19 protein-coding genes are annotated in these 20,412 nt (G+C 61.4%); 5 read left to right on the plus strand and 14 right to left on the minus strand.

Features of this window, described 5'->3' with window-relative positions; translation table 11 throughout:
- Positions 1 to 378 precede the first annotated feature (378 nt).
- A complete protein-coding gene (locus WBB14_RS01370) occupies positions 379 to 1,800 on the plus strand; it encodes a hypothetical protein (RefSeq protein ID WP_424238241.1) in 1,422 nt (473 codons plus the stop codon).
- Here WBB14_RS01370 and WBB14_RS01375 read toward each other — a convergent pair.
- On the minus strand, positions 1,792 to 2,352 hold the full coding sequence (locus WBB14_RS01375) for a sugar transferase (RefSeq protein WP_424238255.1): 561 nt from the start codon (positions 2,350 to 2,352) through the stop codon (positions 1,792 to 1,794). The genes WBB14_RS01370 and WBB14_RS01375 overlap by 9 nt on opposite strands.
- Before the next feature lie 129 nt (positions 2,353 to 2,481).
- The gene (locus WBB14_RS01380) at positions 2,482 to 3,711 is read right to left on the minus strand and encodes a glycosyltransferase family 4 protein (RefSeq protein WP_424238242.1); all 1,230 of its coding nucleotides are present in this window, start codon (positions 3,709 to 3,711) and stop codon (positions 2,482 to 2,484) included.
- A gap of 204 nt (positions 3,712 to 3,915) precedes the next feature.
- On the opposite strand from WBB14_RS01380, the gene WBB14_RS01385 reads away from it, so the two are divergent.
- Positions 3,916 to 5,598: a hypothetical protein gene (locus tag WBB14_RS01385; protein WP_424238243.1), complete on the plus strand. Its 1,683-nt coding sequence runs from the start codon at positions 3,916 to 3,918 to the stop codon at positions 5,596 to 5,598.
- A gap of 60 nt (positions 5,599 to 5,658) precedes the next feature.
- Here the strand turns inward: WBB14_RS01385 and rfbB are convergent, their stop codons facing one another.
- Positions 5,659 to 6,723 carry a dTDP-glucose 4,6-dehydratase gene (gene rfbB, locus WBB14_RS01390; protein ID WP_424238244.1) on the minus strand — a complete coding sequence of 355 codons (1,065 nt, stop codon included), beginning with the start codon at positions 6,721 to 6,723 and terminating at the stop codon, positions 5,659 to 5,661.
- A gap of 162 nt (positions 6,724 to 6,885) precedes the next feature.
- Between rfbB and WBB14_RS01395 the strand changes: the two genes are divergently transcribed.
- From WBB14_RS01395 to WBB14_RS01405, 3 genes are all read left to right on the plus strand, one after another.
- Positions 6,886 to 7,455 (plus strand): carbon monoxide dehydrogenase subunit G, encoded by a 570-nt coding sequence (locus WBB14_RS01395; protein WP_332011681.1) that lies wholly within the window; start codon positions 6,886 to 6,888, stop codon positions 7,453 to 7,455.
- Positions 7,456 to 7,551: 96 nt separating this feature from the next.
- Complete coding sequence (locus tag WBB14_RS01400) at positions 7,552 to 8,904, plus strand: MFS transporter (RefSeq protein ID WP_424238256.1); 1,353 nt, start codon at positions 7,552 to 7,554, stop codon at positions 8,902 to 8,904.
- Between the two features lie 19 nt (positions 8,905 to 8,923).
- The gene (locus tag WBB14_RS01405) at positions 8,924 to 9,802 is read left to right on the plus strand and encodes a DMT family transporter (RefSeq protein ID WP_424238245.1); all 879 of its coding nucleotides are present in this window, start codon (positions 8,924 to 8,926) and stop codon (positions 9,800 to 9,802) included.
- On the opposite strand, the gene rffA is transcribed toward WBB14_RS01405, so the two are convergent.
- From rffA to WBB14_RS01460, 11 genes are all read right to left on the minus strand, one after another.
- Positions 9,799 to 10,947, minus strand: coding sequence for a dTDP-4-amino-4,6-dideoxygalactose transaminase (gene rffA / locus WBB14_RS01410; protein WP_424238246.1), 1,149 nt, complete (start codon positions 10,945 to 10,947; stop codon positions 9,799 to 9,801). The genes WBB14_RS01405 and rffA overlap by 4 nt on opposite strands.
- On the minus strand, positions 10,944 to 11,828 hold the full coding sequence (rfbA, locus tag WBB14_RS01415; RefSeq protein ID WP_424238247.1) for a glucose-1-phosphate thymidylyltransferase RfbA: 885 nt from the start codon (positions 11,826 to 11,828) through the stop codon (positions 10,944 to 10,946). Before rfbA ends, rffA begins: the two co-directional genes overlap by 4 nt.
- Positions 11,825 to 12,703 (minus strand): class I SAM-dependent methyltransferase, encoded by an 879-nt coding sequence (locus WBB14_RS01420; RefSeq protein ID WP_424238248.1) that lies wholly within the window; start codon positions 12,701 to 12,703, stop codon positions 11,825 to 11,827. The genes rfbA and WBB14_RS01420 overlap by 4 nt, the downstream gene beginning before the upstream one ends.
- 5 nt (positions 12,704 to 12,708) lie before the next feature.
- A complete protein-coding gene (locus WBB14_RS01425; protein ID WP_424238249.1) occupies positions 12,709 to 13,125 on the minus strand; it encodes a GtrA family protein in 417 nt (138 codons plus the stop codon).
- Complete coding sequence (gene purN / locus WBB14_RS01430; protein WP_424238250.1) at positions 13,119 to 13,820, minus strand: phosphoribosylglycinamide formyltransferase; 702 nt, start codon at positions 13,818 to 13,820, stop codon at positions 13,119 to 13,121. The genes WBB14_RS01425 and purN overlap by 7 nt, the downstream gene beginning before the upstream one ends.
- On the minus strand, positions 13,817 to 14,746 hold the full coding sequence (locus tag WBB14_RS01435; protein ID WP_424238251.1) for a glycosyltransferase family 2 protein: 930 nt from the start codon (positions 14,744 to 14,746) through the stop codon (positions 13,817 to 13,819). The genes purN and WBB14_RS01435 overlap by 4 nt, the downstream gene beginning before the upstream one ends.
- Positions 14,743 to 15,492: a WbqC family protein gene (locus WBB14_RS01440; protein ID WP_424238252.1), complete on the minus strand. Its 750-nt coding sequence runs from the start codon at positions 15,490 to 15,492 to the stop codon at positions 14,743 to 14,745. The genes WBB14_RS01435 and WBB14_RS01440 overlap by 4 nt, the downstream gene beginning before the upstream one ends.
- A 36-nt stretch (positions 15,493 to 15,528) precedes the next feature.
- Positions 15,529 to 16,740 (minus strand): cardiolipin synthase ClsB, encoded by a 1,212-nt coding sequence (gene clsB, locus WBB14_RS01445; RefSeq protein WP_424238253.1) that lies wholly within the window; start codon positions 16,738 to 16,740, stop codon positions 15,529 to 15,531.
- The gene (locus WBB14_RS01450; RefSeq protein WP_424238254.1) at positions 16,737 to 17,603 is read right to left on the minus strand and encodes an endonuclease/exonuclease/phosphatase family protein; all 867 of its coding nucleotides are present in this window, start codon (positions 17,601 to 17,603) and stop codon (positions 16,737 to 16,739) included. The genes clsB and WBB14_RS01450 overlap by 4 nt, the downstream gene beginning before the upstream one ends.
- Before the next feature lie 291 nt (positions 17,604 to 17,894).
- The gene (gene aspS / locus WBB14_RS01455; RefSeq protein ID WP_332011685.1) at positions 17,895 to 19,682 is read right to left on the minus strand and encodes an aspartate--tRNA ligase; all 1,788 of its coding nucleotides are present in this window, start codon (positions 19,680 to 19,682) and stop codon (positions 17,895 to 17,897) included.
- A gap of 41 nt (positions 19,683 to 19,723) precedes the next feature.
- Positions 19,724 to 20,389, minus strand: a complete 666-nt coding sequence (locus WBB14_RS01460; RefSeq protein ID WP_424238257.1) for a DUF502 domain-containing protein — start codon at positions 20,387 to 20,389, stop codon at positions 19,724 to 19,726.
- Between the last annotated feature and the right edge of the window lie 23 nt (positions 20,390 to 20,412).

Here is a 20,412-nt window from a genome sequence, read left to right on the forward strand (position 1 = left end):
GGTTTTGCGCAAGCGTTACCGGGGTTATGACAGACCGATAGATCCTGCAGGAGGCGCATGAAGGCCGAGTACTTCCACCTGGACCCATGCAGCAAGCCGGAGGTCGTCGAAAGGGCTGGAGGAGCTTTCAGGATCCGCGTACATACTTCGGATGGCACGTCGGCGGTACGGCATTGGCCGAACAGAGTGGCTTCCCATCCTTCCCTGATCCGGCGCCGAGGACCTATCACCCAGCAGCCATCAAGATGGCTAACAGGATGCTTGCGTCTGAAAGCTGATCAGCTTATCTTAACCCTCACACTTCGCTACAGTTTACGACTTATGGACAGTACGCGGCCCGACAGCGTTTGCCTATACTCCTGCAAGACTTAGCAATCCATGGACTATAGATTGAAGAACGACACGCTCCGACCCTGGATTATCAGAAATATGTCGCCTGTTATTTTTCTGGCGGCCTTTTTCCTCACTGTTGTTCTTGGTAATTTACTTTTTGCCACACCGTTCGGCCGAGCACAACTACAAAAAATTCCCAGCTACGCAGTCATCTACGATTTTCCAACAATATTTACGCCACTATATTGGTTATTACTTTTTTTGCCATTCCTGATGACTCCCATAGTGGTCATTCTGGTACGGCGCTACCTGGAAAAGCCGGTGCATCGGCTTTGCTCCCGCGTTCCGGAAATCCGACGCATTGATTATCTGGTAATAACTGGTCTGGCACTGGGCCACGTGGGATACCACTTGTGGACAGCCAAGGCATTTTCCCTTTATGGCACGGGCACCGACGCTGTCTCGTCGGTCGAAATACGGTTTCAAATACTTGGCGGACTGCGTTTCTGGACCATGGCTGTCCTGATGTCTATCCTGCCGTTCCTAGCCGTATATGCCCAAATCCGATGGATCCGTTCCTCGGCCCTGTTCTGGAAAGTGACCACCGTAGTCGTGGCCAGCTTGGTGGCTCTCTACATGGTCCTGTTGAACATGAAATGGCCTTTCTTGGTCTTTGCTGCCGGGCTGATACTCACCGTCTTTGCACACAGCCAGAAGCGCCCATATATCAAAGCCGGAATCGGCACCATGGCGCTGTTCGCAACCTATTTGGTGATTTCCAGCCACGTATTCCGCTACGCGGACAGTTCCAGCAACGTGCCTCTTCCCGAACTCGCCGCCCCCTCGGTAATCGCGCCAGAAGTGTCGGCACCCACAACACCGCCCCACACACGGCCAGAAGTCCACCCCAACAAAGGGGTATTGAGCGAGGCCCTGGATACACCCAAGCTGGCGTTCACCCGAGCACCGGAAACGCTATTCTCCGGTCTGACCCGAATGGCGATCCTATACCCGTTCTACTACCAGGTATTCACGGAAGAAGGCTATGTATGCGGCGGCATCCTGGCTCAGGCGCGTCGAGGGCCAGCTTGTCGCCCCAGCACCTACATCTATACCCGAGTCTTCGGCCGCGATGGATTCGAAGGGCGTGGCACCGCGCCCGCAGCCGTCCATATCTCGGGCTACTCGCTCGGAGGGTGGCCGATTGCACTCTTCGCCATGGTTTGTGCGTCCATAGTAATGGCACTGATCACGTGCTTGCCGATTACCGCAAGCGCAACGGTAGGCGCCTTCGGCATTATGGGCGCCATTGCTGGCTATCATTTCTCTCAGGTCCCCGGGGAGGGGCCCATTTTTTATGACCACGGGCTGTTCTGGACCTTGGTCCCCGTGGTTATCTACTCAATCTTGCGATGGGTCTTCAGAGACAAACACTCTGAGAAAAGAGGCTTGCCCGAATCAATGTGAAACGCCGTCCCGCCGCAGCACCTTGACGAAAGTCAGCCAGAGGATGCGGATATCGAACCATACGGACTGCCTTTCCATATATTCGATATCCAGACGGACCTTATCGGGGATCGGCAATTCATCACGGCCATTGACCTGGGCCCATCCCGTCAATCCAGGCGTGAGCGCATCCACGCCAGCCTCGGTCCGCAAAGCGATCAGGTCATCCTGATTGAACAGCGCAGGGCGTGGTCCGACAAAACTCATGTCGCCGACGATAATGCTCCACAGCTGTGGCAATTCATCCAGGCTGCTTTTGCGCAAGAAGCCTCCGACAGGCGTCAAACATGCTGCGGGATCCGGCAGCAGATGCGTCGCAACGGCCGGCGTATCCACTTTCATGCTGCGGAACTTGGGCATCTTGAAAATGCGGTTATTGCGACCCACTCGGTCGCTCCAATACAGCACAGGGCCAGGCGAAGTCAGCCGGACCAAAAGCGCAACGATAATCACTGGTATCAGCAGCACAAGTGCGGCAAACAGGCTGAGCAATAGATCAAATACTCTCTTCACAATTTTCTCTTGCAGAATCGATATTGCCCGGATGCTGATCACACCCGGGCGCCTTTGTCATCCAGGTTCCCGTCGCCACAGCCCCGTGGCGCTGGCTCTTCCCTGGCCTGACACTATCAGACGGCGGCTTCACGCCGATTTTGAGTTTGCGCGCGATACCGTTTCGAGCACCTCGGCCAATTGATCCACCAACCGCTCGTGGTTGAAATGCTCTTCGTAGTAGCGTCGCCCATTTTCACCCATGCGCGCACGCGCCTCTTCCGGCATATCGGCGAGGCGCCGGATGGCATCAGCCAAGGCCTGTGCGTCCTCAGCGGGTACTGCGATGCCTGCCTGCGCCTTTTCCACCAACCGTCCGCCTTCGCCATTGAGGCTCGCCAGGATGGGCTTGCCCGACGCCATATAGGCCTGCACCTTGTTGGGAACAGTCGCTGCGAAGATCTCCTGGTCAGTCAGCGTTACCAGCAATGCCGAAGCGCGCTGCATGAATGCAGGCATGGTTTCCACCGGAAAACGGCCCGGCAAGTGCAGGTTTTCCAGGCCCAGCGCCGCCACTTGTTGCTGCATCCATTCCCTGCGGCTGCCTCCCCCCAGAACAACAAACTGGATCCCCCGCTGCTCGCGCAGCAGTGCAGCGGCAGCGACTATCACTTCCACAGCCTGCGCTGCACCGATATTACCCGCGAACATGACAACAAACTCGCCGTCCAGTCCTGGCACCTCGGGAGGCGCCTCCGTGGGCGTCCGCGAAAAACTGTCGTCGACGGAATTGGGATAGTACTCAATGGGTTTGCCCGGCGCGAGCTTGCGTATCGGCTCGACAAACGCTTCAGACTGGACAAGTATCAAGTCGGCCCGGCTATAAATGAACCGCACGATCCGCTCGACCACGGCCAACACATAGCGGTTTTTGACATGGCCCGTTGCCGAAAGACTCTGCGGCCAAAGATCCAATACCCAGATCACCACTGGCGCGCGTTTGATCTTCGCCAATAGCAAGCCAGGCAAGGCCAGCAACAACGGTGACAGGGCGCAGATGAAAACCACGTCGTAGGACTTGCGGCGCATGAGCCACGGCCCGAACAACAACCCCGAAAAAATGAACGACAGGTAATTCAGGGTCAGGCGGACTTTCCCATTGCCTCGGGGAATCAAGGGCACCCGCGTGATATTCACTTTGTGGAACTGCTCACGCTGCACTCCGGACATCCGGTACCCTGAGTAGATCTTTCCTTCCGGATAGTTCGGCTTCCCCGTCAGCACATCGATTTCCATCCCGCGCTCGGCCAAGGTGCTGCTGATCTCATTGATCCGGAAGCCTTCCGGCCAGAAATACTGACTGACAATCAACGTGCGCAAACTGCACCTCCCGCGAGGGAAATGGGGCAATCGGGTCGTCCAATATTCATGTCGATGTTCATCAAGGGTACAAAACTCAGGGCGTTCCAGCTTCTGCGCGGCGCAGGCATCGTACAGCGAAAGCCACCGCGCATGCTGGTGCGAAGCACCCTAGCCTCGCCGGTATAATCGCGCCAGGCCAGTGACTCCATCCCCTCCGCGCATATGATAGCCAATTACAGTACGGCGCCCCGGCCTGCAGACCGCCTGATCGCGGCGGGGGATCTGCTTTCCCTTCTGGTGCTTGGCGTCTACGCCGTGCTTCTGATCGCGGGTACCGGCCTTCCCCTGTACTCGGACGAAGTTGTCACAAAGTGGGGCCAAGCCAGATTCTTCGAACCCGACGGCGTATTAGTCTCCTTCTTCCCTCAATGCCGGGCGGTGTTCAATTCCCCGCTACCTTGGGCGTTCTACCCGGGCGCAGCATTTTTTTCCGTTCTGTACGGCAATCTTTCCCCGCTGGGCTTGCGGCTGGCGGGAGTCGCCATGGCTTTGGCGACAGTGGCCGGCTTCGGCCTTTGGGCGCGGCGCAGCACCCACAATGCACGGGCCACATTGAGTCTGCTATCCGCGCTCATGGTGTTGCCCGCCCTGGGCGTGCTCCCCTTCCTTTGGGTGATGGCCCGCCCCGAACAATGGCTCACGCTGGGCCTGATGTTCTTCTGCATGACGGCAACGGCGAACCAGCAGAATGATGGAAAAGTCCCATGGGTATGGCCCATGTTGTACGTTCCCGTCGCCTCCGCCTTCTTTTTTGTGCATCCGAAGAGCATTTTCTTCGCTCCTGCGGTGCTGCTCGCGGCTTGGTTCGTGACCCGACGCCGCTCTCCCGCTATCCGCTGGGTGCTCATCACTTTTGTAGTGTGGGCCGCCTACACCACATACCGCTGGGGATCGACGCTATCCCATTGCCCGGAAGCGCCGGGAGTCCAAGCCACCCTGGCCGGCAATTTCCTGAATCCCTCGCTGCTGTTCCACGCCCCGGCGGCCTTCCTGCTGGAGGGCGTCGGCAATCTGTTGAGCGCGCCTGGCAAGATCGCAGAGCATGTCATGTTCGCTGCAACCTTCCAATCCGGTTGGCTGCCTCCCATGGATGTACCGCCCATGGCGGCTTGGATGAACCCGATCATCCGACTCCTGGTCGAGGCCGCCATTTTCGGCACGTTGGCCGTCAGTTTGCTATGGCTGCCGGCGACGTGGCTGCGCCGCAAAGTGGCAACACCGCGGGCGCTACTCGCCGCTGCCTTGGCCGTGGGACTTTGCGCCAACCTGTTTTTCTATAAATACTGGTTTTTTTACGGCGCCGCACAGGTTTTGCCGCTAGTCCTCATGATGCTGATGCTCGCCTTGCCCGCGCATATGCCCAAATGGCTGGCGCGGCCTAGCCTGCAATTTGTGCGATGCGCGTGCTTGTTGTTCGCACTGGCCAGCATGTCGATCTTCACCGCGTACCTCGCGCCAGAGGTGTGGAAGCGTTCCGATCCTTCCGACGCCACAGTGCCCGACCAGTGGCTGTCGGTTCCTGCACTGGACTTCGACAAGCGGCGCGAGACCATCCGGGAGCTGACGGGTGAATGCGGCATTCGCGGCGACGGAGCGGCGCATCTGGTCGTGGACCATTTGACCTACTATGCTTTCAGCCACCTGCGGCGGCCGATACACGCGCTCTATGTATCGGAACTGGCATATGGCGGCGACCTGCCTGGCGACAAGCTCGTACGCTTTCTGCAAGCGCTCGAATCGCCAGGAGCAGTCACTCAGTGCAATTACCTGCCGGCAGCTCTTTCTGGCCTTCACGTTATCCGCAAGGGCGGATACTGCTGCGTTTCGATACCGCCCGCAAACTGATCCTGCGCCCAAAGACCCGCCCGATGACCAGCGCGTCGGGCCGGACAGTCTGCAGAAAAGCTACTCGGAGTAATGTGTGTCAACCCAATTTCGGTGGTAGGCGCCGTTGACGATCTCATCTACCCACTGACCATTGTCGAGATACCACCGCACGGTCTTGCCCAGACCGGTAGCGAACGTTTCCGCCGGGCGCCAACCCAGCTCATCGCTGATCTTCGATGCATCGATGGCATAGCGACGGTCATGGCCAGGCCGATCCCTGACGAATGCGATCTGTTGCTTGTATGAAACGCCGTCCGTCCGAGGCCGCAACTCGTCCAGCGAGGCACAGATCTCCTGGACCACCTCCAGATTCTGACGCTCGTTCCAACCGCCGATGTTGTAGGTTTCACCCACGCGGCCTGCCTCGAGCACACGACGCAAACCACTGCAATGGTCCTTCACATAAAGCCAATCCCTCACTTGCTGGCCATCGCCATACAGTGGCAGAGGCTTACCGGCCAGCGCGTTGGCGATTACCAAGGGAATCAGCTTCTCCGGAAACTGGAAGGGACCATAGTTATTGGAGCAATTCGTCGTCAGTACCGGCAAGCCATACGTATGGAGATAGGCCCGCACAAGATGGTCGCTGGCAGCCTTGCTCGCCGAATATGGGCTATTGGGCTCATACCGGTGCGTTTCGGCAAACGCAGCGGCATCCGCCGGCAATGAGCCATAGACCTCATCGGTCGACACGTGCAGGAAGCGGAAACTGGCGCGCGCAGTGGCATCCAGTTCGCTCCAATAGGCTTTCACCGACTCCAATAGTCGAAACGTGCCAACGATATTGGTCTGGATGAAGGCTTCCGGCCCATGTATGGAACGGTCCACGTGCGATTCCGCCGCAAGGTTGATGACCGCCCGTGGCCGATGACGCCTGAGCAAATCCCCGACGAGCAAGGCATCTCCTATGTCGCCAACAACCAGCTCATGGCGCTTGTCCCCAACCAGCTCTTGGAGGCTCTGCGGGTTGCCCGCATAGGTGAGCTTGTCCAGGTTGATTACGGGTTCGTCGCTCTGCGCCAGCCAATCGAGCACGAAATTGGCTCCAATGAAGCCAGCGCCTCCAGTAACGAGGATAGTCATAGGCAATATGCGTAAAGAGGGAGGCCGATGGATGGGTCGTGATTTTACTCCGCGCATCCTGGCCTGTTCGACGGGGATTCGGCTCCCAATGGGCCGATATTGGCGTTTTGCGCGGATTGGGTCCACAATGAATACAGGACTGTACCAAGCAAGGAGACAGCCATGCGCATTGCAGATGCCCAGTGGATTCCTTCGACCCAGCACCAGACTTGGGACGCTCTGACGGACCCCGCCGTATTGCAGCGATGTATTCCTGGCTGCGTGGAGGTCTCCCGCCTCAGTCCGACCGAATACGCCGTCAAGCTGCACGCCAAGGTAGCCGGCATCGACACCGACTACGATGGCGAAATCCTGATGTCCGACGTCGACCCGCACAATAGCTGCACGCTGGTCTTCGAAGGCAAGGGCCGCGCCGCCTGCCTGGCCATCGGAACTGCGCAGATCAACCTTAGCGCCAAGGACCAAGGCACGCGGGTCGCCTATACCGTCGCCTGCATGACCGGCGGCAAGCTGGCGGAATACGGCGAGGGGATGCTGCTGAAGGCAGGCGACAAGATCATCCAGAAGTTCTTCGCCACCTTCATCGACTACATGGCCGGCCAACCCCGCCTCGCGCCGCCGCCACCGCCTCCCGAACCAGAGCCGCGCGGACTGTCCAATTCGCGCTGGTCCTGGATCATGGTGGTGCTGGTCATCGCGGTTTTCTGGGGCTATCACGCCTTCTATAAGTGAAATCCCTGACGCGCTGGTGATATTCTGTGCGGCATGACGCCGCCACCCGAAGCACCGCCCTCAACCGCCCCCGCCCATACACGACGCGACCTGCTGATGGGCATGGCGGGGGTTTCAGCGACGGTAGTCCTGGCTGCGCTGGATTCCACCATCATCAGCACCACGCTGCCGCGCGTGGCCGAGGCGCTGAACGGCATGGCGCTGTATGCCTGGGTTGGAACGGGCTACCTGCTGGCCACCGCCGCTTCCATCCTGATTTTCGGACGGCTGGGCGACATGTTCGGCCGCAAGCCCCTGATGCTGCTGTCGGTGCTGATCGTGGCGCTGGGCTCCATTGCCTGTGGCCTGTCGCAGACCATGACCCAATTGATCATCTTCCGGTCGCTGCAGGGCATAGGCGGCGGGATGATGATCGCGACCGCGTTCGCCGCGCCGGCCGACCTGTTTCCTGACGCCAAGCAGCGGGTGCGCTGGATGGCGCTGGTGTCGGCAGCATTCGCCATGGCGAGCGGCATCGGCCCGGTTCTGGGCGGGGCGGCGACGCAGGCGCTGGGCTGGCGCGCGGCCTTCTTCATCGCGCCGATCGCGGCCGCAGGCGCGTTTTTCCTGCTGGCTCGCTATTTCCCCCGCATCCGGCCCATCCATGACGGCAGCCGCAAGATCGACTGGCTGGGCGCCATCCTGCTGGTCCTGGCGGTAGGTGCGCCCCTGGCCGCACTGGAACTGACATTTGCCAGCGGCGACCATGCCCGCCCCATGCTGGGATTGGCTCTGGCCGTGGTGGGCGTGGCGGCCATCGCCATCCTGATTCCCACGGAACGGCGCGTAAGTTCCCCCATCTTTCCGCTGCGCGTGCTGGGCGGCGCGGAGTCGCGGCTGCTGAATCTGGCGGCGATGATGGTGGGCGCGGTCATGTTCGTGCAGATCTTCTACAGCCCGCTGCTGCTGCAGCAGGTGCTGAACTACACCCCCAGCGAGGCCGGGCTGCTGCTCACGCCGCTAGTTGCTGCGATTTCGGTTGGCAGCATCATCAATGGCCGCCTGTTCCCCAAGCAAAGCGAACCGCAGCGCCTGATGGTGTTCGGCGGTTGCCTGCTGGCGGCCGGCTCGCTGATGGTGCTGCTGATCTCGCCCGGCACCTCGGCCTGGTGGATCCTGGCCGCCTTCTTCGTCAACGGCTGTGCGCTGGGCTTTCTGCTGCCCAACCTGACCCTCTTCATGCAGATGCTGAGCGAGCGGCGCGACGTGGGCGTGGCATCCGCCCTGGTCCAGACCACGCGCGCCATCGGCAGCGCGCTGGGAACGGCCCTGGTCGGCATCATCATCTCCCACAGCACGGTACTAAACGGAGTGCGCGCGGGTCTGGTGCTGTGTATTGTCCTGTCGCTGACCTGTGCCCTGCTGGCCTGCCGGGTCAAGATGAAGAACCTGGTCACGAACCGCAAATGAGCCCCAAGCGGGACTGAACATGCGTCAACGCAACTTGCTCGATCTGCTGCTCCTGGCTGCCGTCTGGGGCGGCTCCTTCCTTTTCATGCGCCTGGCGGTCCCGGAATTCGGGCCGATCGCACTGATCGAACTGCGCGTGGGCCTGGCCGCGCTGGTCTTGCTGCCTGCCGCCCTGTGGCGTGGCAAGCTGCCCATCATCGCGCGGCACTGGAAGGCCCTGCTGATGGTGGGCGTGCTGAACGCGGCCGTGCCGTTCCTGTTGTTCGCCTACGCCGCGCAATCGCTGGGCGCCGGCTTCCTGTCGGTGGCCAACGCGGTGACGCCGGTATGGGGCGCGGTCATCGGCTGGCTGTGGCTCAAGGACAAGCTGCCCTGGATGCGCTCCCTGGGACTGATGATAGGCGTGGTCGGCATCGTGGTGCTGGTGTGGGACAAGCTGAACTTCAACGATGGCGGCACGGGGCCGGCGGTGCTGGCAGCCGTGTCGGCGCCGGTGTTCTACGGCATCGCCGCCAACTGGACCAAGCGCTTCCTGACCGGCGTGGACGCCCTGGCCAACGCTACCGGCAGCATGATAGGCGCGACCCTGGTGCTGCTGCCCCTGGCGGTGACCCACTGGCCCGAGGCGCCCGCGTCCATGCAGGCCTGGATCGCCACCATCCTGCTGGCCGTGGTGTGCACGGGCGCGGCCTACATCATCTTCTTCCGCCTGATCGCCAATGTCGGTCCGACCGGCGCCGTCAGCGTCACCTTCCTGGTACCCATCTTCGGCGTGCTGTGGGGGGCATGGTTCCTGGACGAGAGCATCACCCCGTCCATCGCTGCGGGCGCTGCCGTCATCCTGGTCGGCACCGCACTGGCATTAGGGTTGCTGCGATTTCGCCACCCTGCCGGCTAAGCCTGCTTGCGCAAAGCGGCCTCAAGCACCTCGGCCACCATGTCCTGCTGCGCGGCTTTCAGGCCCACCCAGAACGGCAAGCGCAGCAGCCGCTCGGAATACTGGTCGGTGACTGCCATGCTCCCTGCCACACGCCCATAGCGCAGGCCTGCCGGAGCGGAGTGCAATGGCACGTAATGCGATACAGGGTAGATCTGGCGCGACCGGAACTCCTCGATCACCTGCCGGCGCTCGATCGATGCCGGCAGCAAGACGTAATACATGTGCGCGTTATGCTCACAACCGTCGGGCACGATGGGCCGCCGCAACAATTCCCGGGCTTCCAGCGGCGCCAGAGCGTCGTGATAGCGATCCCAGATGGCCAAGCGCTGTTCGGTGATGTCGCGCGCCGATTCCAGCTGAGCCCAGAGAAACGCCGCAATCAACTCGCTCGGCAGATAGGACGACCCCGCTTCCTGCCAGGTGTACTTATCCACCTCGCCGCGGAAAAAGCGGCTTCTGTCCGTCCCTTTTTCACGAATGATCTCGGCCCGCATCGCCAGTTCGGGGTGATTGACCAGCAACGCCCCCCCTTCACCTGAGATCACGTTCTTGGTTTCGTGGAAGCTGAAGGAACCCAGATCGCCAAGGCTGCCCAGCGGGCGGCCTTTGTAGTTCGCCATGATGCCCTGCGCCGCATCTTCGACCACCCGGATCCCATGCTGCCGCGCGATAGCCAAGATCGTGTCCATCTCGCAGGCGACGCCTGCGTAGTGAACCGGCACAATCACCTTCGTTCGCGGGGTGATGGCCTGTTCCAGCAGCGTTTCATCGAGATTCATCGTGTCCTTGCGCACGTCGACGAACACTGGCACCGCGCCGCGCAAAGCAAATGCGTTCGCGGTGGACGCAAAGGTGTATGAGGGCATGATCACCTCGTCGCCAGGTCCCACGTCGCAGAGCATGGCCGACATTTCCAGGCTGGCGGTGCAGGAATGCGTCAGCAATCCGCGCGCGCATCCTACGTGCTGCTCAAACCAGTCGTGGCACAACTTGGTGAACGCGCCATCCCCCGCCAGCTTCTGGTTGGCCAGCGCCTGCGCAATGTATTGCGTTTCCTTGCCCGTCAGATAGGGCTTGTTGAAATCGAGCCGCTGCGCGCTCATTGTGCGCCTCCAAACCGTTTGGTTTCGTCCGCAACGCTGCGGAGATAGTCCCGATACTGGCAATTGGGCAATTCGCCAACCAACTTTTCGAATGCTTCCAGGCTCAGAAAGCCGCGCACGAGCGCAGCCTCTTCCGGACAGCCGATCTTGACGCCCTGGCGGCGCTCGACGGCCTCGATATAGGCGGACGCTTCCTGCAGCGCGGAACTGGTGCCGGCATCCAGCCACGCGAAACCGCGGCTGAGCCTGTTTACTTTGAGCTTGCCCCGGCGCAGGTATTCGATGTTGACGTCGGTGATCTCGAGTTCGCCACGAGCCGATGGCTTCAGGCCTCGCGCGATGTCGACGACATCCTTGTCATAGATATACACGCCGGGCACTGCATAGCTGCTGCGGGGCTTTGCCGGCTTCTCTTCAAGCGAGAGCGCGTTGCCCTTGGCGTCGAATTCGACCACGCCATAGCGTTCAGGATCCCTCACGTGATAGGCGAAAATCGCCGCGCCGTCGCGGAATTCCGCCATCGCCCGCGGAAAATCGCCACCACCCGAAAAGATGTTGTCCCCCAGCATCAGCACAACATCTTCGCCGGCGATGAAATCCTCGGCGATAAGAAATGCCTGCGCGATGCCTTCCGGCTTGGCCTGCTCCCGGTATTCGATGCTAATTCCCCAATGGCGGCCATCTCCCAGGAGATTCTCGAACTTGGGCAAATCATGTGGCGTGGAGATGAGGCAGAACTCGCGCACCCCCGCTGCGATCAGAACGGTCAAGGGGTAGTAGATCATCGGCTTGTCGAAGACCGCCTGCAATTGCTTGCTGGTTACCTGGGTCAGCGGATATAGCCTGGAGCCGGTGCCGCCCGCAAGAATAATTGCCTTCATTGCTTTTCAATCCGTTGAGCAATAACAAAGCGGGACCCGCCCGCCGCAAAATCGACGCCCGCCTTGATCAGCGAGGCCTCTCCCTTCATCACGCGGTACAAGATGGAGTTCAACTTGGGCGAAAGCTTGAACTCGTCGGTTACATCGAATTCACCGCCCTGCTTGCGCTTCTTCAGGCGCGACGCCATCATCAAAGGCAGCAATAGGGATACAAAGGAAGTACTGCGCACGATATGGAATCCTGCCGAACGCAGCTTGGCATGGCAATCCCGGGCCGAATAGCGGCGGACATGGCAAGCATAATCGTCGCTGGGACTCCATAGCCAATCGTGCTGAGGCACCGTCAGCAGGAGCATGCCCTCGGGTTTGAGCGCTTGATGAACCTGCCGCAGCACGGCCTCGTCTTCCTGGATATGTTCCAACACATCGAACGCGCCGATGACACCGAACTCCTCAGAAAACGGAATCTTGCGGGCGTCCATCTGGATGAAGCTGGCCTGTGGCACACGCTGCGCCGCGAAATGCAGGCCCTGGGAGAAAATCTCGCTGCCCAGCAGCCTGGCGAATGAAAACCGCTTGGCCATGCCGGACAGCACAAAACCCGTCCCGCATCCGATTTCGAGGAAGCTCTCGCGATCGGCACAGTATTTTTCAATGGCCCAGGCTATCAATTCGTTTCGCGCCTCGAACCAGAAGTGCCCTTCCTCGAGGCTCGCCAGTTCGGAAAAATGGCTTTCCTTGAAGCCCCCGCCCTCGCGTGCAAGCTCCGGCGCGTAGGCCTCGAAGCCATCGACAAGAACCGGTCTCGCGTGGCACGACGGACACCCAGGTTGCTCCCGGGGAAATACGGCGCTGCACACCAGACATTGCTTCATCCCATCTACCCTTTCGCCGTATCGGCGAACACAAACCAGCGAAGCGCGCAGAACATGAAGCCGGCGACGATGAAGACAGCGGCCAGTTGAACCCATTGATGGGGTATGCCGAGGCGATCGGCGAACAGCGCCAACAGGCCAATATTGATCAAGTACCCCACGCCGTGGGCAAGCGCATACCGCAATGCCGGCCCGAGCATGCGGCCGCGGCTCTGGAAGGTCAGGCGCCGATTCCCGAAAAATGCCAATGCCGCCGTTACGGCATAAAGCAGCGTAACCGTTATCTTGGGCGCAACTCCCAGGTGCGTGACCAGCAGATAGACCGCATATCCCAGCGCATTGCTCACCAGGCCGACCAAGGCATAGCGCAACAACTGAAAGCGGTAGCCGGATTGTCCCGAGCGCCGGTCCGGATTCAGCACGAGGACGATTCCGATGCGGGTTGCGCCTTCACTTCCTGCCAAAAGGCCTCGTCCTCCCATTCGATGCCGACGGTTCCGAATGGATTGAACATGATGTCCCTGTCACATAGCCGCAGCACGCGTGCGCGGGCGTGCCCCGCAATACCCAGTTGGCTTCTCAAGGTCTCCAGCAGGGCCAGGCAACCGGCGCGAAACACCACGTCCATGACGAGATCGACGCCATCGCCCGGTTCCACCGGAATCGCCGCCTGCACCAACGGCCGGCCCGCATCGACTTCGGCCGAGACGCGATGCGCGGTCACCCCCAGTAGCGTGGCCCCGTACTCCAGCGCGCGCTTGACGGGCTCAACGCCGATTACTCCGCCAAACGCCGGCAACAGGGAATAGTGCAGATTGAGCAGCGCATTCTCGTACTCCGCCACAAATTCCGGCGTCAAGATCTTGTGGACGTTCGTCACCACGGCATCGGCGGCGAGGCGCCGCAGTTCAAGCTGTACGTCCGCCTGACCCGACCGCGAAAAATCCATGCAGCGCGTCGGCAAATCCTTGCTGCGGGCAAACTCGCTGGCGCCGCATTCCCGGTCGGTCAGTACGCCCACAAGCCGTGCGCCCGGCAACCACCCCCGCTGCATGGCCGCATGCACGAACCTGAGATTGCCGCCGCCGCCCGAGCATAGAAATACGACGCTCTTCATGGCGCGCCGTTCCGATAGACATCGCGGACTATCGTGTACGGGCGCCCCTTCGCTTCCGTGTAGATCTTGGCTACGTATATGCCGAGAACGCCAAGCGACGACATCAGAAGCCCGCCCAGCAGCCAGATAGAAGCCATGACCGATGTCCAGCCCGCCATGGAGGTGTCCTGCAGCCACCACCGTAGGACCAGGAAGACGATATAGCAGCCGGCCACCAGCGATATCAGCAGCCCCAGGTAGAAAATACTGATCAAGGGCGCATTGCTGAACGCAGTGACCGAATTCACGAGCAAGGACATTTTCTTGCGCAGCGTATAGGTCGACGTCGAATTGCTCAACTTTTCGACCTCGCAAGCCGACTGCCTGAAACCCGTGATGAACCAAAGCCCCGCGATGAAGACTTCGCGCTCCTGATGCTGTAACAAGGCCTGCACGTAGCGCCGTGACATCAGGCGTGCGGTGGTGACGTTGCCTGGCAAAGGCATGCCGGTCAGCTTCTTCAGCGAAAACCAGAATAGCCGGCCCGTGACCCGCTCGAACCATGCGCCCTTGCGCTGTCGCTGCACCCCGTACACCACGTCGCTGTCGCTTTCTGCACGCAGGGCAGAAAATTCAGCCAGCCATTCGGGGGCCTCTTCGAGATCGGTATCGATCAGGAACACCTCGTCGCCGCCTGCATGCGCAAGGCCAGTCATCATGGCCTTGTGATGGCCGAAATTGCGCGACAGGTCCACCACGACGACCCTGGAATCCAGGGAGGCGATCTGCCTGGCGATATCCAGGCTCTCATCGGGCGATCCATCGTTGACCAGAATGATCTCGTAGTCATCGCCAGCGTGCTTTCTCGCCGCTTGCCGGACTCGGCGGCAGAACTCGTCGATATAGGGCGCGGACCGATACAGAGTGGCGACAACGGAGAGCTTCATTTCACGTATCTCATGTACTGGGAGGAGGTCGCGCCGCAGTTGAACAACAGGTCCAATATGGAAACCGCATGTTCGAATTTTCCCCATAGCTGAGGATATGCCGGATACCCCGCGTAATCGAACCATTCAACGCTGATGCCGGCCGCTGAAAACTCGCTTTCATCAAGATAGGCCTTGGCGGCCGGACCCGATATATAGCGTCCTGCACCAGCCTGGCGGCAAAGGCCGACCAGTCTTCCGGTCTTGCCAGGGGTATGCTCGAAATCCGATGAATTGCTGATCTTCGTACCGATTCCCAAATACCCGCATATGGCCTTGATAAACACGACGTTCAATTCAGACAGCCGCTGATAACGCCTTTCCAGATACAAGGGTTTCAACCAACCCGCAATATCGTCAAAAAAAGGGGCGCGTCCGTAGTTCGTAGCGAGAGTTTTCCAGTGCTTCTCAGCCCACGCGCCTACGGGCAATTCCACTTCGCAAATACGCCTCTGGATATCCGCGCCGACGGGAATGGAGAGCCACTGTACGCCTTGGGGGGTCTTGATCTGGTTTCTGTTGCGCCAGTCGTTCTTGGTGAATTGGACTTCATCATAAATGACGAATTCGTCCACCGCGGCAATCAGGTCAAAATACCCCTTCCACGGCACATAGTTCGACTGCAGGATTGCCACTGTTTTCACGACCGCTTTTCCCCTATTACCATCGCCGGAAATCAACCGCGGACGTAGCTGTTCCAGACTCATGCAATTTGAGGCGAATTCTACTCCAGCGGCCCTCGCTCAGTACTTATCCGACGTCCCCGTCAACGCCACCCCGATACGCAGCAGCGTATAGGAAACCGCGTCGACCCAGCGCCGCAGCCACCCCCGGCGCTGGTAATCCAGCGGCCGGATGAAGCGCCCGCCCTCTCGGATGGCCGCCTCCAGCCGTTCCTGCAGGTCCCAGGAGAAGGGCTGGTCGTCCACGACCACATTGGCTTCGCGCGCCAGCAGCAGGCTGAAAGGGTCGAGGTTGGACGAGCCCACTGTCGCCACATTGTCGATGACCGCCACCTTGGCGTGCAGGTAGCTGGGCATGTATTCGTAGATCTCGATGCCGTCGCGCAGCAGCTGGTCGTACAACGAGCGCGTGGCGTGGTACTGCATGCGGTATTCGATCTTGCCCTGCAGCAGCAGGCGCACTCGCACGCCGCGCGCGGCGGCCTTGGCGAGCGCGCGGCGGAACTGGCGGCCGGGGAAGAAATAGGCGTTGGCGATGAGGATGTCGCGGCGCGCGTGCGCGATGCCGTACAGGTAGGCGCGTTCGAAGGTCTGGCGAAAGCGCAGGTTGTCGCGCAGCACCAGCGCCGCGCGCAGATCGCCGCAGGGCGCAACGGAAGCATGGCGCGGCTTCAGCAGCCGCATGCGGTTCCAGTCGCGCGGATGGCGGCGCAGGCGCGCCCAGTTCAGCCGCACCCAAAGCAATTCCTGGGCATAGGCAGCTTCGGTGACCAGCGGCCCCTGCACCTGCACCGCGAAATCGAAGCGCGGCCCCGTGATGCCGTCCGTCGGGTCCTGGTCATCGTAGTCGTCGATGATGTTGATGCCGCCGATGAAGGCGATGCGCCCGTCCACCACCGTCACCTTGCGGTGCAGGCGCCGCAAGCGGCTGCGCGACGGGATGTAGCGCGCGAACCAGCGTGGCTCGGGGCGGAAGATGCGGCACTGCGCGCCGGCGTTGGTCAGGCGCGTGCGCAAGGGGTCGACGAACTCGGCGCTGCCGAAGCCATCCAGCACGACGCGCACCTTGACCCCGCGCCCGACGGCCGCCTCCAGGCAGTCCAGCACCCGGGAACCGGTGCGGTCGGGCGTGAAGATGTAGGTTTCCAGATGCACGCTGACCTGGGCGGCGTCGATGGCCGCGCACAGCGCGGGAAAGAAGTCGGCGCCGTTCTGGAGCAACCGGATGTCGTTGCCCAGCGTCCAGTCCAGCTTGGACTGCTCTGCCCTCACGGCAGTTCCAGCTCGGCCAGCAAGGGAGAATGATCGGAAAGCCGGGCCCATTCGCGGCCGCGCAGCACACGCGCGCTGCGCACGGCGAAGCCGCGCTGGTAGATGCGGTCCAGGCGGAACCATGGGAACACTGCGGGAAAGGTGCGCGGCGGCGGCAGCAGCAGGCGCGAACTGTCGCCCATGCCCAGTTGGTTGGTGCGCTCCATGACGGAGACGCCGCCATTGGGCAGCCCGCGCAGGGCGTTGCTCAGGCGCTTGACCGAGTCGCGCAGGCGCGGCAATTCGCCGCCATGGCTGCGCGGGGCATGCGAGAACACTTCGTACAGGCCCAGCTGCTGCACGAACAGCGGCGCCAGGCGGTCGCCCCAATCATTGAAATCGCCCGCGATCAGGATGGGTTCGCCGTCCGGCACCATGCGCCGGATGCGCTCGGTCAGCGCCAGGATCTGGCGGCTGCGGCTGCCGGCGAACAGGCCCAGATGCACGACGAAGCAATGCACTGCGCGCCCGCCCAGCTCTATGCGGGCGTGCAACAGCCCGCGCTGCTCCAGCCGGTGGTCGGAGATATCCAGGTTTTCGTGGTCAAGAATCGGAAAACGCGACAACAGCGCGTTGCCGTGGTCCGTCTCGTGGCGGATGGCATTGCGGCCATAGGCCACATCCAGCCGCAAGGCGGCGGCCAGGGATTCGTGCTGGGCATCGAGCAGCGATTTCTGCTCATTGCGGCCCTGGACTTCTTGCAAGAAGACCAGATCCGGACGCAGGCCATAAAGACCCAGGCGTAATTCGTTCAAGGAGTCGTGCCGGCCCAATGCCGAACGGCCCTTGTGTATGTTGTAGCTGACGACGCGGATGAGCGACATGGAGAAATGGCGCCTTTCAAAACTTGGGAACCACCGGCCACCGCAAAAAAAGAAGCCCGGCCAGCACCGCCAAAACAGGCGGCGTTTGCCAGATTACTCCAATTCAGAAGACCGTTCCCACCGCCGCGGCGCTCACCCGGTCCTCAAACAGCAACAGGTCCCGGCGCCCAGTCGAGCACCCCACGCCGCAAGCAAACAACGCCCCACAAGCAGGGCCGCACGGATCCGGGCTCCGCCGGTCCGTAGCGGCGCCCCCCTGGGGGGAAGCGCCTCCGGCGCTTCGGGGGGGGGTTACTTCGGTTCTACGTTGCGCAAGCGGATGTGCAGTTCGCGCAACTGCTTCTCGTCGACTTCCGACGGCGCCTGGGTCAGCAGATCCTGGGCACGCTGAGTCTTCGGGAAGGCGATCACGTCGCGGATCGATTCGGCGCCGGTCATCATGGTGACGATGCGGTCCAGGCCGAAAGCGATGCCGCCATGCGGAGGCGCGCCGTACTGCAGCGCGTCCAGCAGGTAGCCGAACTTCTCGCGGGCTTCCTCGGCGCCGATCTTGAGCGCGCGGAACACCTTGCTCTGCACTTCCTCGCGGTGGATACGGACCGAGCCGCCACCGATTTCCCAACCGTTCAGCACCATGTCGTAAGCCTTGGCGAACGCCTTGCTGGGATCGGTTTCCAGGAAGTCTTCGTGGCCATCCTTCGGGCTGGTGAAGGGGTGGTGGGCGGCGGTGTAGCGGCCGTCTTCCTCGTCGTACTCGAACATCGGGAAGTCGACCACCCACAGCGGCTGCCAACCGGCTTCGAACAAGCCGGTCTTTTTGCCGAATTCGCTGTGGCCGATCTTCACGCGCAGCGCGCCGATGGCGTCATTGACGACCTTCTCGCGATCCGCGCCGAAGAAAATGATGTCGCCATCTTGCGCGCCGGTGCGCTTGACCAGTTCGGCCAGGGCAGCGTCATGCAGGTTCTTGACGATCGGCGATTGCAGGCCTTCGCGGCCCTTGGCCACTTCGTTGACCTTGATGTAGGCCAGGCCCTTGGCGCCATAGATGCCGACGAACTGGGTGTAGCCGTCGATCTCGCTGCGCGACATCTCGGCGCCGCCGGGCACGCGCAGGGCGACCACGCGGCTGCCGGGCGCCGTGGCGGCGGCGGCGAACACCTTGAAGTCCACGTCGCGCATCACGTCGGTGATGTCGGTGAACTCGAGCTTCACGCGCAGGTCCGGCTTGTCCGAACCATAGCGGCGCATGGCTTCGGTCCACGGCATGATCGGGAACGGCGACGCCAGGTCGACACCCTGCACCACCTTGAACACGTGGCGAATCAAGTTCTCGAAGATTTCACGGATCTCGAATTCGTTCAGGAACGAGGTTTCGCAGTCGATCTGGGTGAATTCAGGCTGGCGGTCGGCGCGCAGGTCTTCGTCGCGGAAGCACTTGGTGATCTGGTAGTAGCGGTCAAAGCCCGACACCATCAGCATCTGCTTGAACAGCTGCGGCGATTGCGGCAGCGCGAAGAAGTGGCCGGCGTTCACGCGCGAGGGCACCAGGTAGTCGCGCGCGCCTTCCGGCGTGCTCTTGGCCAGCATCGGGGTTTCGATGTCGATGAAGCCCAGCTGGTCCAGGAACTTGCGCGTTTCGATCGACACGCGATAGCGCAGCATCAGGTTGCGCTGCATCTGCGGACGGCGCAGGTCCAGCACGCGGTGCGTGAGGCGCGTCGTTTCCGAGAGGTTGTCGTCATCCAGCTGAAACGGCGGGGTGACCGACGCGTTCAGGATCTCGACTTCCTTGCAGAGCACTTCGATTTCGCCCGAAGCCAGCTCGGCGTTGGCGGTGCCCGCCGGACGCTCGCGCACCAGGCCGGTGACGCGGATGCAGAATTCGTTGCGCAGGCGCTCCGCGGTGGCGAAGGCGGCGTTGTCCGGATCGAACACGATCTGCGCCAGGCCCGCGCGGTCGCGCAGGTCGATGAAGATGACCCCGCCGTGGTCGCGGCGGCGGTTCACCCAGCCGTACAGGGTGACGGTCTGGCCGAGATGGTCACGGCAAACCTGGCCGGTGTAGCAGGTACGCATGCGGGATGACTCCGTTTATGTGCTTGGTTATAGCGTAAGGGTTACGAATCGGCGCGAGGCGTGTCCTGCACGCCAGGAGCCGGGACGGGAACGGCCGGCCGGTCCGCGGGCGTCGCCGCCTGGGCCGGGGCGACTACGCCCATGGAAACGATGTACTTCAATGCCGCGTCCACGCTCATCTGAAGGTCGATCGCGTCAGCGCGCGGAACCATCAGGAAGAAGCCGGACGTGGGATTCGGCGTGGTCGGCACGTACACGCTGATGTGGTCGCCGGGCAGCCGGTCGGCCACTTCGCCGCTGGGCGTGCCGGTAACGAAAGCAATGGTCCAACTACCGGCGCGCGGGTACTGCACCAGCACCGCGCGGCGGAAAGCCTGGCCGTTGGGCGCAAGCACGGTATCGCTGACCTGCTTGACCGAGTTGTAGATCGAGCGCACCAGGGGAATGCGGCCCAGCATGTTTTCCCACTGGTCCACCATGGTGCGGCCGATCAGGTTGGCGGCGAACACGCCCGTCAGAAGCACCACCACGATGACCAGAACGAAGCGGAAGCCGGGAATGTCGATGCCGAACAGCGATTCGGACGACAGAAAGCCGGGCACGAACCCTTCGAGGGTCGCAACCAGCAAGCCCAGCACCCACACCGTGATGACCAGGGGAACCCAGATCAGCAGGCCGGTGATGAAGTACTTCTTGATGACACGCATACGCATCGCGTGTGCTCTAGGAG

It is taken from the genome of Achromobacter sp., assembly GCF_049647645.1.
Taxonomy (GTDB): domain Bacteria; phylum Pseudomonadota; class Gammaproteobacteria; order Burkholderiales; family Burkholderiaceae_B; genus Achromobacter.